This is a genomic window from Thiohalocapsa sp. (genome assembly GCF_019695415.1).
GTDB lineage: Bacteria > Pseudomonadota > Gammaproteobacteria > Chromatiales > Chromatiaceae > Thiohalocapsa.
Window position 1 is genome coordinate 1 of sequence record NZ_JAIFKJ010000407.1, and the last position, 12,040, is coordinate 12,040.

Consider the following 12,040-nt stretch of genomic DNA (forward strand, 5'->3'; position numbering starts at 1 on the left):
GAGCCTTTTCTTGCCGCATCGCAACGGGTTTCGACATCATGTCGAGGCCGCACCCGCTGGAACCGCGCCAACCGCTCTGGGCTCCGCGTTCTCCGTTTCTCGTTCACGGCGACACCACCCAATTTTCCACGGCGAGCCCGTCCAGGCGCTGAAACTCCCGCTCGTTGTTGGTCACCAGCGTCGCCGCTTCGGCCAGCGCATGGCAGCCGATCCAGAGGTCATTGGCTCCGATCGGCGTTCCTGCGGCCCTGAGGCGCGTGAACTGCTCGGCGTAGTGGCGGCAGATGCCGGCGCCGGTCGGGTAGCGGACGGGGACCTGGTGGGTCAGCTGATCAAGGCGCCGGATCACCTCGGGCTTGCGCGTGCTGCGCGCGGCGCCCTTGAGGAGCTCGGCGTAGGTGACGAAGGACATGCACAGGCTGTCCGCCAGTGCGAGGGCGTCGACTCGTGCCGCGATCTCGGGCGGGTGATGCTTCATGAGGTAGATCAGGATGTTCGTGTCGAGCATGTATCTCACAGCGGCTCTCGATCCTGCATCGGCGGCTGCTCGGTGCGGTCTTCTTCCAGTGCGGCGATGAAGTCGTCGTCGAAACCTTCCAGCGCACTGAGGAGGGCCGCGCCGCGGCCCTGACGGATGGGGTGAAGCAGTAGATCGCCTTCCGCCGTCCGGGTGATCTCGACCCGATCCGTATCGAGACGGAATTCGGCCGGGATGCGAACGGCTTGGCTGTTGCCGTTTACGAAGACGCGCGTGGTCAGGGTGCTCATGGTATCGACGTGATGTACATACTGAACTGTATGTACTTTAGTCGTGTCCTTGTCGCCAGGCAAGGGCACCGACCGTCGGTTGGGCTGAGGGAGGAAGCCGAACGATCAGGTCGATGCAACCCCTTGCGTGTTGGGCCTCCTGCGTCGGTCCAACCTACTTCTGAATCCGAAGGATCGGCGAATCATCTCAGCATCCCCTCCAACTCTCTCCGCCCCTCGGCGATCTCCTCTTCCAGCCTCGCCAGCCGCGCCAGGATCTCCTGCGGAGGGTCGTGCTCGACCGCCTCGTACTCGACCTCCTTGTAGCGGTTGATGGAGAGGTCGTAGTCGTTGCCGGCGATCTCGTCCTTGGGGACCAGGAAGCTTTGCGAAGTTCGAAGTGTGAAGTTTGAAGTGGGAATGGTGCCGTCGCGCAGCCCGCGCCACTTGGCCAGGATGTCCGGCAGGTCGCTCTTGTCCGGCTGCGGGCTGCGTTTGTCGTCCAGCGAGAAGCCGTCGCTCTGCATGTCGTAGTACCAGACGTGATCCGTCCCTCCGGCCGATTTACCCACATGGCCGGTCTTGGTGAACAGCAGAATGGCGGTGGAGACCCCCGCGTAGGGCTTGAACACGCCCGAGGGCATGGAGATGACGGCGTCGAGCTTCTGGTCCTCCACCAGGATCTTGCGCAGGGTCTTGTGGGCCTTGCTGGAGCCGAACAGCACGCCGTCCGGCACGATGACCGCCGCCCGCCCGCCGGTCTGGAGCAGACGCAGGAAGAGCGCCAGGAAGAGCAGCTCGGTCTTCTTGGTCTTGACGATCTGTTGCAGATCCTTGGCGGTGGACTCGTAGTCCAGGCTGCCGGCGAAGGGCGGATTGGCGAGGATGAGGCTGTACTTCTCCGCATCGTACTCGTCGGACTGGGCGAGGGAGTCCTTGTAGCGAATGTCCGGGTTCTCCACGCCGTGCAGCAGCATGTTCATGCTCCCGATGCGCAGCATGGTGCTGTCGAAGTCGAAGCCGTGGAAGGTGCCCCCGTTGAACCGGCGCCGGCTCTCCTCGCTCTTGTAGATGGCGTCCGCGTGGTGGGTACGCAGGTACTCAGAGGCGGCGATCAGGAAGCCGGCGGTGCCGCAGGCGGGGTCACAGATGACGTCCTTCGGCACCGGGGCGGTCATGTCCACCATCAGCTTGATGATGTGGCGCGGGGTGCGGAACTGGCCGTTCTGTCCGGCGCTGGCGATCTTGCCGAGCATGTACTCGTAGAGATCGCCCTTGGTGTCGGCATCATTCATGTCGATGCCGTCGAGCTGGTCCACCACGTTGGCCAGCACGCGGGGCGTGGGCATCATGAAGAGCGCGTCCTTCATGTGGTGGGAGTAGGTCGAGTCGCCCTCCTCGTCGGTGCCGCCGTTACCTCCGAGGGTCTTGATGAACGGGAAGACCTTGTCCCTGACCGTGTTGAACATCTGCTCCGGGGCCATCTCCTTGAACCGCGACCAGCGCAAGGCGTTCTGGTCCTCGCGGAAGATGGGCTCCTCGATGGGGCTGCCGGTGCGGGCGGCCTTGCGCTCGCGCAGGGTATGCAGCTCGTCGAGGCGCTTGATGAACAGCAGGTAGGTGAGCTGCTCGATGACGGAGAGCGGGTTCGAGATGCCGCCGGACCACATGCTGTCCCAGATGCGGTCGACCTTGGATTTGATTTCGCCGGTGATCATGAGTCGCGTTGTTGGATTGTTCTTGCCCCGCTTGACGTCTCACCGAGACTAGGGCTGAGGGCTGAGGGCGGTTACTGGCGCGGATCGCTGGCCCAGTCGAGGAATGCTGCCAGGGCCTGTTGGTAGCGCGGCTGACTGTCCAGGAAGCCTTCGTTGTGGCCGCCCACCAGGCTCACGAACCGCTTGGGCTCATTGGCGGCGGCGAAGAGCCCGCGGCCTTGATCATAGGGCACCACGCCGTCGTCTTGGCTGTGCAGCACCAGCACCGGCGTGCGCACCTGCGGTAAATGCTCTACTGTTGGGAAGCGGTAGCGAAGCGGCACCACGCTCGTGAGCAGCGGGTGGTGGAGCTTGGCCATGCTGCCGACGTCCGTGAAGCTCGACTCGACGATAACGGCGCCGGGCTGCACACGCGCCGCCAGCTCTGCGGCCACGGCACCACCGAGGGAGCGCCCGAAGACGATGATGTCCTTGGCTGCCAGGCCGCGGGTCTGCGTCAGCCAGCGCCAGGCGGCGTCCGCATCCTGGTAGAGGCCGATCTCGCTCGGGCGGCCGCTGCTTCTGCCGTAGCCGCGGTAGTCGATGATCAGCACGTCGAGGCCAAGCTCGGCGAAGATCCGGAGCGACGCGCCGCGGTGCGAGACGTTGCCGGCGTTGCCGTGCAGGAAGAGCAGGGTGTGCGGGCTCTGCCGGCGGTGCTCGGCGAACGGCGGCTGGGCGTGGATAAACCAGCCATGCAGGCGCACGCCGTCGGCTGTGGTAAGCCAGACGTCCTCGTAGTCCATGCCCCATTGCGAGGGCTCTGCGACCATTTCCGGAAAAGGGCGGAACAAGAGCTTCGGCTGCACCAGCCACAGGAGTAGTGCGAGCAGGAGCAGCCCGGCGGCGAGCTGGGCGGCGATAGTCAGAAGACTCGCAATCACGCGCATCCGGCGTTCGGGTGCCCGAGCCGACGGTTGCCGATGCCGAGCCGCGGCGCCGGCGGACGGCAGGCATCTTGATAACGTCTAATCCACGAGCGGCAGCGGCCCTTCCTGCATCGCGGCGATCTGCTCACGCAGCGACAGCACCTGATCCTGCCAGAATCGCGGCTCGTCGAACCAGGGGAAGGCCGCGGGAAAGGCCGGGTCCTGCCAGCGCCGGGCGAGCCAGGCCGCGAAGTGGATCTGCCGCAGCGTGCGCAGGGCTTCCAGCAGATGCAGCTCGCGCGGCTCGAACTGCCGAAACTCACGATAGCCCGCGAGCACAGCGGCGAGCTGGCCGGCCATCTCGTCCCGCTCTCCAGAGAGCAGCATCCAGAGGTCCTGGATAGCCGGGCCGGTGCGTGCGTCATCGAGGTCGACGAAGTGTGGGCCGGCATCGGTCCAGAGGATGTTGCCGCGGTGGCAGTCGCCATGCAGGCGCAGTTGGCGGACGTCGCCGGCGCGCTCGAAACAGGCGTGCACTTCGCCGAGGGCCTGGTCGAGGACCGAGCGATAAGCCGGCTCCAGCTCGGGCGGCACCCAGCCCGCATCCAGCAGGTAGGCGCCGGGCTCTTGGCCGAAGCTGCGGATGGTCAGCGCTGGGCGGTGTGCGAAGGCAGCGGCGGCGCCGGCGTTGTGCAGCCGTGCCAGCAAACGCCCGAGCCGGCGCAGCACCACCGGGTCGTCCAGCTCGGGCGCCCGCCCGCCGCGTTGGGGCGAGAGCGAGAAGCGGAGGTCTTGATAGCGGAACAGGGTCTGCCCGCGGTGTGCGAGCGGCGGCACGACCGGGATGTCCACGGCGGCCAGCGCCTGGGCAAAGGCGTGCTCCTCCAGGATCTGCGCGTCCGTCCAGCGCCCGGCCCGGTAGAACTTGGCGATTACGGGGGCGGCGTCCGCCAGGCCCACCCGGTAGACGCGATTCTCGTAGCTGTTGAGCGCCAGGAGGCGGCCGTCCACGTCGAAGCCGACGGATTCCACCGCGTCGAGTACCCGGTCGGGCGAGAGGTCCGCATAGGGCCGCTCGTGCGTTGGGCGCGGTAGGTCGGTTGAATTGTCCGGGTCGGTCATGGGCGGGTCGACTGTGCGGAGCCAATCACTCCCGCAGCCTGCGACCGAGGGCGAGCAGCAGCAGCTCCACGTCGCTGAGCTCGGCACGCTCGTCGATGAGCTCGCGCAGCGCCTTGGGCCGGTCCGTGATGATGTTGTCCACGCCGTAATCCAGCATCCGGGCCATGTCGGCTTCCCGGTTGACGGTCCAGACGTGGGTCTCGAGCCCGGCGCGGCGGTTGCTGCGCACGGCACCCGGGGTCGCATGCGCCTGGTTCATGCTGAGCAGGTCCACGTCCAGCCGCCGGGTGTTGCCCAACGCGGCAGTGACGATCTGGCCGATGCGGATCTCCGGCGCCAGCTCGCGCACCCGCGCCAGCCCCGCTTGATTGAGGGAGGTGACGATGCAGTACTGCCCGCAGCCGGCGGCGCGGAGGGCCTCTACGACCCGCTCGGCGAGCTGTTGGTCATGGCCGTTGTACTTGAGTTCGATATTGAGCCGCAGCCTTGGCCCCGCGAGCTTCAGCGCCTCGTCCAGGGTCGGGATGCGCTCGCCTGCGAATTCCGGCGCGACCCGTGAGCCGACATCCACGCGGCGCAGATCGTCGAGCTGTGCCTCCCAGATGTTTACGGGCAGACCCGCGATGCGCATGAGGTCGGCGTCATGCAGCAGCACCAGGGCGCCGTCGGCCGTCTCCTGCACATCGATCTCGGCGAAGTCGGCGCCGTCCGACATGGCCTGGTACAGCGCCGCCAGGGTGTTTTCCGGGGCGGCGGCGGAGCTGCCACGGTGCGCGGTCACCAATGTTTCACGCCCGAGGCGCAGATCCGACAAGGCGTGCGTCGCGAGTCCGCCTGCGGCAAGCACCAGCACCACCAGACCCGCGGCAATGGCCAGGCGCGGCACGCGCGTGGTGCGCGCGGCGGAGTCCCAGAGCGGCGCCGGCAGCCCGTCCACGTCCATGACGCCGAGGTAAAGGTGCATGATGGAGATCGCGAGCACGGCAAGCACACCAAACGACAGCACAGTGGCCAGCGCGCCCAGCAGCACCACCGCCAGGGCTGTCGCGAAGACCAGGGCCCGGGCGCCGTCGAAGACCCGCAGCAGCGCGCCGAGCGCCGCATCTGCAGCCCAGAGGACCAAGGCTGAGAAAGCGAGCGCCAACAGCAGATTCAGCACCACCAGGCGGAAGGCGCGCCAGCGCCGGCCGCGCAGCAGCTCGGCGCTGCGCCGGAGCGCCGCACGGCCGCAGACACGCTCGTACAGGCAGAGCGGGATCGAAATGCCCCAGGCAACCAAGAGCCGCGCGACGGCGACTGCTGCGACGGTGGCCAGCAGAGCGCCGATGACGAGTGCAGTCACGAACTCAGGCGGGCGCTCTGCCAGGTACCAGTTGATGTCGTGGGCGCCGAGCAGGGTCCGGTAGGTGATTGCGGCGACGGCCGCCAGCGGCAGTAGCCAGGCCAGCAGAATGCCCGCCTGCAAGAGGGCCAGGGTGAGCAGCCGGGGCAGCGCGGTGAGCGCCGTGAAGAGGGCATTGTGCCACCGGGGCGGTGGTCCGCGGCTCGCGCCCGCTGCGATATGCATGAGGCCCGCCTGCTCGGTGTAGAAGGCGGTGAGCGTCAGCGCGGCGGCCAGCAGCACGAAGGCAAGCCCCGGCAGCGAGAGCAGGAAGCCTGCGATGGCCTCGTTGGTGACGCTGACGGCGCCGCTGGTGCGGATCAGGCGCCCCAGTACCCAAGCACTGAGCGGCGCCAGCACCACCACGCCGATAGCCTTGAAGACCACGTCATAGGCGAGACCCGAGCGCACCGCCCGGCCGAAGAGACCCTGCGCATAGACGTCGTACCAGGTGTCGCTGAAGGTCTTCATGGCTCGGCGCGCCCGATGGCTGCCGCCTGTTCCGGCGCCGGGTCGTCGGTAATGATGTCCGGCAGCTCGGTGCGCTCCATCTCGACGTCCGCACGGCTCGCCATGGCCCGTACGACGGGGCCCAGGGTGAGCCCCTGCACCAGGATGGAGAACACGACGACGCAGTAGGTCACCGTTACCAGCAGGTCACGGGTGTCGCCTGCGGGAAGTGAGAGCGCGAGCGCGACGGAGATGCCGCCGCGCAGGCCGCCCCAGGTGAGGATGGTCACGACGCCGGGGGAGAAGCTGCGGAAGCGGCGCATGTAGGCGATGGGCAGACCCGCGCTGATGGCGCGGCCCAGCAGCACCAGTGGAATCGCGAGCAGACCCGCCAGAAGGTATTGGGCGGAGAGGGTCAGCACCAGCAGCTCCAGTCCGATCAGCACGAACAACACAGCATTCAGGACTTCGTCCACGAGCTCCCAGAAGTTGTCCAGATGCTCCTGGGTGAGATTGGACATGGCACCGTTGCGGGCATGATTGCCGATGAGGAGCCCGGCCACGACCACCGTAATGGGCGCAGAGAGGTGCAGGTGCTCCGCTGCGGCATAGCTGCCGCTCGCGAGGGCCAGGGTGATCAGCACTTCCACCTGATAGTTGTCCACGTGGCGCAGCATCATGTAGGCGAGGCCGCCGGCGACGAGCCCGAATGCAAGGCCCCCGAGCGCCTCCTTGCCGAACAGCTCCAGCACACCCGTCACCGTGACGTGCTCGCCGCCGAAGGCGATTTCACTCAACACCATAAAGGTTACCACTGCTACGCCGTCGTTGAAGAGCGACTCGCCGGTGATCTTGACCTCAAGGTTTTTGGGGGCACCGGCGCTTTTCAGGATGCCGAGCACGGCGATGGGGTCCGTGGGTGCGATGAGTGCGCCGAACAGCAGACAGTAGATGTAGGGCACATCCAGCCCGAGCAGCCAGAACACCACAAAGACGCTGGTCCCCACCAGCAAGGTGGCGCCGAGCACACCCGCCGTCGCCAGTGTGCCGATGACCCATTTCTGCTGCGCGAGGTCATGCAGATTGACATGCAGGGCGCCCGCGAACAGCAGGAAGCTCAGCATGCCATGCAGCAGGGCGGCGTCGAAGTCGATGCTGTTCAGCATGGCCTGGGCGTCGGCCTCCAGCCCCGTACTGCCCGGGATGGGCAGCAGCAACGCCAGCGACACCAGCAGTGCGATCAGCATCAGGCCGATGGCGGTCGGCATCTTGAGGTAGCGGTGGTTGATCCAGCTGAACACCGCAGAGAGCGTGATCAGGATGGCGATGATGTCGAACAGGCCCATGCGGTGGCGGCTCCGGCTGACTGGCGTGGACGCCATGAGAACGGCGGCTGCAACGCCGGCTGTGTTGTGGGCATCGGCACGCCCGGGGCTCGCGGCGCCGGAGACCGACCAAGCGCATTATGCCGTCATCTCGCCGCGAAGCGGAGCCTGGCGCCCGGAGCCGGTTCCCTGGGCTTCCTTCAATAGGGTCAGCTGCGGTCGCGTGGCCGGCGCGTCTATCGGGACGCGCTCAGCGCGAGCTTTCGGTGTGGTTTTTGGTGCTGGGGCGCTCGCGGGCAGCGGCGGCCAAGGCAACGCGCACGGTGAGGTCCTCCAGCAGCTGGTCGATCTGCGCGCGCACCGCCGGCAGCTCGGCAAGGGGGCTTGCATAGGGAGAACGGCCGCAATGCCAGCCGTCGCTGTCGATGCTGCCGATGACCACGCGGGCGGGGAGCGGGTAGGGGTGCTGCGCCTGACCGCGCTGGCTCGCCAGCAGCAGGCGCACGAGCACGCGGTCGGTTGGGGCCGGGGCGGGGGGGTAAGGGTCGAAGGCGGAGTAGCGCACCAGGTAGCGGCGGGGGCGCTCCGGGTCGGGCGTGAGCTCCAGGAAGCTCGACCGGCCAAGACCCAGCCGGCGGGCCTTCAACTGCACAGCCATGGCGTGACTCCGCGGAGAGGGCCTTAGGCGAAGTTAGGCGAGCTGCCCTTCCGATGCAATGGTTGCGCGCCTTGCGTGCGCCGACGGGGCGGGCGCCTTCTGCGTCTGTGCAAGCCCCAAACCCGAATTCGCCCGCGTGAGCCGCCAACCAGGAAATCCTTGACAGTTGACGGATTAGATACTAAAAGTTGGTAGTACAGAAACTTAGAATAACTTTTGGGGAAGTCACTTCAATGTTTGCGCCTAACCTCACCACGATGCCCGTGCGGGCCGCGCTCGTCCTGACGCTGCTGGGCGTGTTGGTTGGCTGCGGTGGCACACCATCGCGAACGGCGAGCGCCGAGGGGGAGCTGTTCGATCTCGCCGGCCTCGATGAGCAGCGGGCGAGTGTTGTCATGGCCGCGCTGTCGCAAGTGGGCACGCCCTATGTCTATGGGGGCTCGGACCCGGGCGAGGGCCTGGACTGCAGCGGTCTAACCCAGTTCGCGCATGCGGCAGCGGGGGTGAGCATTCCGCGGGTATCCACGGCGCAGAAGGCGGCGGCACGGCCGGTACAGCGCCGGCCGGCCCCAGGGGATCTGGTGTTCTTCAAGACGGGGCCATCCCAATACCATGTCGGGGTCATGGTAGACGGTGAGCGCTTCGTGCACGCATCGACGTCCAAGCGACGCGTGCGCCTCTCGAGTCTGTCCAAGGATTATTGGCGTGAGCGCTACCTGGGCGCGGGCACCTACCTCTAGGCTTTTCGATCCGTATGCTGCCCGCGTCCTGCGGGCGCAGGCGTTGCGTCTGTATAGGGTTGCGCTCACGCAACCCTGGGGGCTTTCGGTTGTCCGACAGAAGCGACACCGTCGAGCGTCCCGGCCAGGATTCGCGTTTTTCGGGCGCTTGTTGCACAATGCGCGGCGGTGCGGGGCGAGCCTAGGGCTCAACCCCTTGTTGGTCGTCCGGCGCGCGCCACGCCGGCTCCGGCTGGAGCTGTAGGCGGGCCGCCCGCAAGCTGACCGCTGTTTCATCCACGTCAGAAGGAGACGTCAGAATGTCCGATAAGCCAATGAACAAGAGCCGTCGTGACGCTGTGAAAACCATGCTCGGCGGCCTGGCTGCCGTTCCGGTCATGAATTTGGTCGCCACCGCAGCGGCTTACGCGCAAGAGCTGCCGGCCGTCGATCCGGCCACGGACCCCACCGCGCAGGCGCTCAAGTACGTGGCCGACGCCACCACCGCCGACCGCGCAGCAGCCGCACGTCCGGGCCTGGCGCCGGGAGAGCAGGTCTGCAACAACTGCAACTTCCACCAGCCGTTGGAGGAAGATGGCTGGGTTGCTTGCACGCTGTTCCCCGGCAAGAAGGTCGCAGCCGCGGGCTGGTGCACCTCTTGGACGCTGCAGGCTGGCTAGTGCCGTTACGCGGTTCCGGGTAACGCTCACCCGGTCCGCCTGACTGCGCCGGCCCGCCCGGGCCGGCGCGCAAGTCCCATCACGAATCCAAACCCCGCCCCCGTTGCTCCCCAGCAGTCGATCCTGAGCAGATGCGTCGGACAAAGTCCCGGCGGGCGCTCTGAGCCTCCGAGACCGCGCTGATGTCCCGTCATGGTGGCGTCGCCCAGCCGCCGCCGCTTAGCTCCCAGCACCATCAAGTGACGGCGCCACTCGCCTCGCCACACGAGCTTGGCGGCGTCGCAGCGAAAGGCTGCGTTGTCCCGTCGGATATTCTTGATGCAGCGCAGCATTCAGGCCCGGCAACGGTTCTTTACGGGCTTGCGTGGCCTTATTATCGAATACTGATCGAGCTGCCGGCGTCCGACTCCCGGTTCCTGCGAGCAAGTCGGCTGCTGAATCGGTCGCCGTCGGTGTCTCAGGAGACGCTGTCTGAACCGCATCCTGGTCAACGATCGAACGGAACCGGGCCGTTTCAGGCATTGGGCCGTTTCCGGGCCCGCTCATTTTCAGCGACTTAACGACCGCTGCAAACAGCGGGGCATCCTGACACCGCGCGGCAAACGCCGATCAATCGGCGTTTGCCGAAGCCCGACCCGCCGCCGCACCCGATGATTCGGAGCATTGCACCCATGGGCCAAGCCGTACCACTTCACCTGTCCCCCGTGCTGATTCGGGCTGCCATCTGGAGTCTCATCGGCATGATTTACGCACCGCTGTACCTGGTGCTCGCTGAGCTGCTCGCACCCGCGCTTGGTGACTACGCGGGTGTGGCCGCGGCGGCCGCAGCGGGCGGAATCGGCGCCGCCTTTTACGGTGCGCGACAGTTGGCGCTCACGGCCAGTCTCATCGGCACCGGTTGCGGCATCGTCGCCATGGCGATGACAGGCCCGCATGTCGCGCCTTGGGCGCTGAGCTTGGCAGCCGCTGTGCTCAGCATTGCCGTGGGCTTCTTGGTGCGCTTCCCGCACCGCTGCACCGCCGACGTCGGCGTCAAGGTACTGGCGGGTCTCGGTACCGGTGCGGCGTCCGCCGCACTGCTCCTCGTTGCTGAGCAAGCCCTCGGCGTGCAACTGCCGGTGCCGGCGGTACTCGCCTTTCTGGTGTCCGTCACCGGCGTGCTCTACGTCAGTGTTCTGGTGGTCCGGCCGGTTCGGATGGGCGGCCGCGGGCGCTTTTGCGACCTCAGCGAGGGGTTGGTGATCGGAGTGATCGCCATCGTTGCGGCGAACGGTCTTGCGGCATTCGCGGGCATCTTCGCCGTCGGCGACCCGGGCGCACTGACGAGCGTGCTGCTTCGGGTGACCGAGCAGTTGCCCGCAGCGCTGCTCGCGGCGATGTTCGCGGGTGCGGTGGCCGGGGGTCTGTTGGAGCTGTTCGAGTTCGACTGGGTGGACCGGGTCTAAGTGATCGGCGCGCCGCGACTTGCGCAGCTTGCCATGGATGCCCAAGCTCGGAGTTCATGTCCGTGCAGGAAGTCTCGTCGGTGACGTCCCCCACATGAAGCGCTCCAAGAGCAGCCAGCGCTGGTTGCAGCGCCAAGCCAGCGACCCATACGTGCGCCGCTCCAAGGCAGAAGGTTTTCGCTCCCGTGCTGCCTACAAGCTGCTGGAGATTGATCAGAAGGACCGCTTGTTGCGACCGGGCCTGTGCGTGGTCGACCTCGGCGCCGCGCCCGGCGGCTGGGCGCAGGTGGCCGCACAGGCGGTCGGGCGTCGTGGCCGGGTGTTGGCGCTGGACCTGCTGGAGATGACGCCCATCGAAGGGGTCGATATCATCACCGGCGACTTCAATGACGAGTCCGTTCTGGCCCGGGCGCTGGACTGGCTCGGCTCCGATGGGGCAGGGGGCGGGGCGGACCTTGTGCTTTCCGACATGGCCCCAAACGTGTCCGGCATGAAGGCGGTGGACCAACCGCGCTCGATGCTGCTGGTGGAGCTGGCGGTGGACTTTGCCGGTCGGGTGCTGAAACCTGGCGGCAACCTTGTCGTCAAAGCCTTCCAAGGTGCAGGCTTCGACGAGGCCCTGCGGGACCTCCGCGGGCGCTTCGACAAGGTCGTCTGCCGCAAGCCCGAAGCGTCCCGCAGCCAGAGTCGTGAAACCTATTTTGTGGCAAAAGGGTTTCGGGTCGGTTAGGGTTCACTGCCACAGCAATCAGCCCCCAACAACCATGCCGACGCCGGTGAGCATCGCCAGGCGCCGGCGATCGATGAGGCACGCGCCGTGAGTGACATGGCAAAAAATCTGATTCTCTGGGTGGTCATCGCCATCGTGCTGATGTCCGTGTTCAACA

Annotated in this window: 12 protein-coding genes; 4 read left to right on the forward strand and 8 right to left on the reverse strand. The window is 66.7% G+C overall.

Annotation, left to right across the window (positions count from 1 at the left end; all coding sequences use genetic code 11):
• Positions 1 to 103: 103 nt before the first annotated feature.
• From I6U14_RS11565 to I6U14_RS11600, 8 genes are all read right to left on the reverse strand, one after another.
• Positions 104 to 508, reverse strand: coding sequence for a type II toxin-antitoxin system VapC family toxin (locus I6U14_RS11565; RefSeq protein ID WP_296899478.1), 405 nt, complete (start codon positions 506 to 508; stop codon positions 104 to 106).
• Between the two features lie 5 nt (positions 509 to 513).
• Positions 514 to 768: an AbrB/MazE/SpoVT family DNA-binding domain-containing protein gene (locus tag I6U14_RS11570; RefSeq protein ID WP_296899480.1), complete on the reverse strand. Its 255-nt coding sequence runs from the start codon at positions 766 to 768 to the stop codon at positions 514 to 516.
• A gap of 182 nt (positions 769 to 950) precedes the next feature.
• Entirely contained in the window at positions 951 to 2,465 is a 1,515-nt protein-coding gene (locus I6U14_RS11575) for a class I SAM-dependent DNA methyltransferase (protein ID WP_296899482.1), read from the reverse strand.
• 71 nt (positions 2,466 to 2,536) lie between these two features.
• Entirely contained in the window at positions 2,537 to 3,394 is an 858-nt protein-coding gene (locus I6U14_RS11580; protein WP_296899483.1) for an alpha/beta hydrolase, read from the reverse strand.
• 78 nt (positions 3,395 to 3,472) lie between these two features.
• Positions 3,473 to 4,495 carry a serine/threonine protein kinase gene (locus I6U14_RS11585; protein ID WP_296899485.1) on the reverse strand — a complete coding sequence of 341 codons (1,023 nt, stop codon included), beginning with the start codon at positions 4,493 to 4,495 and terminating at the stop codon, positions 3,473 to 3,475.
• Between the two features lie 25 nt (positions 4,496 to 4,520).
• Positions 4,521 to 6,347, reverse strand: a complete 1,827-nt coding sequence (locus I6U14_RS11590) for a glycerophosphodiester phosphodiesterase family protein (RefSeq protein WP_296899488.1) — start codon at positions 6,345 to 6,347, stop codon at positions 4,521 to 4,523.
• Entirely contained in the window at positions 6,344 to 7,672 is a 1,329-nt protein-coding gene (locus I6U14_RS11595) for a sodium:proton antiporter (RefSeq protein ID WP_296899489.1), read from the reverse strand. Before I6U14_RS11595 ends, I6U14_RS11590 begins: the two co-directional genes overlap by 4 nt.
• 229 nt (positions 7,673 to 7,901) lie before the next feature.
• Positions 7,902 to 8,309 (reverse strand): hypothetical protein, encoded by a 408-nt coding sequence (locus tag I6U14_RS11600; protein WP_296899490.1) that lies wholly within the window; start codon positions 8,307 to 8,309, stop codon positions 7,902 to 7,904.
• A 233-nt stretch (positions 8,310 to 8,542) separates the two neighbouring features.
• Between I6U14_RS11600 and I6U14_RS11605 the strand changes: the two genes are divergently transcribed.
• From I6U14_RS11605 to I6U14_RS11620, 4 genes are all read left to right on the forward strand, one after another.
• Entirely contained in the window at positions 8,543 to 9,049 is a 507-nt protein-coding gene (locus tag I6U14_RS11605) for a C40 family peptidase (protein ID WP_296899492.1), read from the forward strand.
• A gap of 299 nt (positions 9,050 to 9,348) precedes the next feature.
• A complete protein-coding gene (locus I6U14_RS11610; protein ID WP_296899493.1) occupies positions 9,349 to 9,708 on the forward strand; it encodes a high-potential iron-sulfur protein in 360 nt (119 codons plus the stop codon).
• 671 nt (positions 9,709 to 10,379) lie between these two features.
• Positions 10,380 to 11,153, forward strand: coding sequence for a hypothetical protein (locus I6U14_RS11615; protein ID WP_296899494.1), 774 nt, complete (start codon positions 10,380 to 10,382; stop codon positions 11,151 to 11,153).
• A 94-nt stretch (positions 11,154 to 11,247) separates the two neighbouring features.
• Positions 11,248 to 11,883 carry an SAM-dependent methyltransferase gene (locus I6U14_RS11620; RefSeq protein ID WP_296899495.1) on the forward strand — a complete coding sequence of 212 codons (636 nt, stop codon included), beginning with the start codon at positions 11,248 to 11,250 and terminating at the stop codon, positions 11,881 to 11,883.
• Positions 11,884 to 12,040: the final 157 nt, after the last annotated feature.

What these genes read in the sequence shown, in the direction of transcription:
- I6U14_RS11600 (WP_296899490.1), bottom strand. Translation starts at nt 8,309, where the DNA reads ATGGCTGTGCAGTTGAAGGCCCGCCGGCTGGGTCTTGGCCGGTCGAGC.
- I6U14_RS11610 (WP_296899493.1), top strand. Translation starts at nt 9,349, where the DNA reads ATGTCCGATAAGCCAATGAACAAGAGCCGTCGTGACGCTGTGAAAACC.
- I6U14_RS11590 (WP_296899488.1), bottom strand. Translation starts at nt 6,347, where the DNA reads ATGAAGACCTTCAGCGACACCTGGTACGACGTCTATGCGCAGGGTCTC.
- I6U14_RS11580 (WP_296899483.1), bottom strand. Translation starts at nt 3,394, where the DNA reads ATGCGCGTGATTGCGAGTCTTCTGACTATCGCCGCCCAGCTCGCCGCC.
- I6U14_RS11620 (WP_296899495.1), top strand. Translation starts at nt 11,248, where the DNA reads ATGAAGCGCTCCAAGAGCAGCCAGCGCTGGTTGCAGCGCCAAGCCAGC.
- I6U14_RS11605 (WP_296899492.1), top strand. Translation starts at nt 8,543, where the DNA reads ATGTTTGCGCCTAACCTCACCACGATGCCCGTGCGGGCCGCGCTCGTC.
- I6U14_RS11585 (WP_296899485.1), bottom strand. Translation starts at nt 4,495, where the DNA reads ATGACCGACCCGGACAATTCAACCGACCTACCGCGCCCAACGCACGAG.
- I6U14_RS11570 (WP_296899480.1), bottom strand. Translation starts at nt 768, where the DNA reads ATGAGCACCCTGACCACGCGCGTCTTCGTAAACGGCAACAGCCAAGCC.
- I6U14_RS11565 (WP_296899478.1), bottom strand. Translation starts at nt 508, where the DNA reads ATGCTCGACACGAACATCCTGATCTACCTCATGAAGCATCACCCGCCC.
- I6U14_RS11575 (WP_296899482.1), bottom strand. Translation starts at nt 2,465, where the DNA reads ATGATCACCGGCGAAATCAAATCCAAGGTCGACCGCATCTGGGACAGC.
- I6U14_RS11595 (WP_296899489.1), bottom strand. Translation starts at nt 7,672, where the DNA reads ATGGGCCTGTTCGACATCATCGCCATCCTGATCACGCTCTCTGCGGTG.
- I6U14_RS11615 (WP_296899494.1), top strand. Translation starts at nt 10,380, where the DNA reads ATGGGCCAAGCCGTACCACTTCACCTGTCCCCCGTGCTGATTCGGGCT.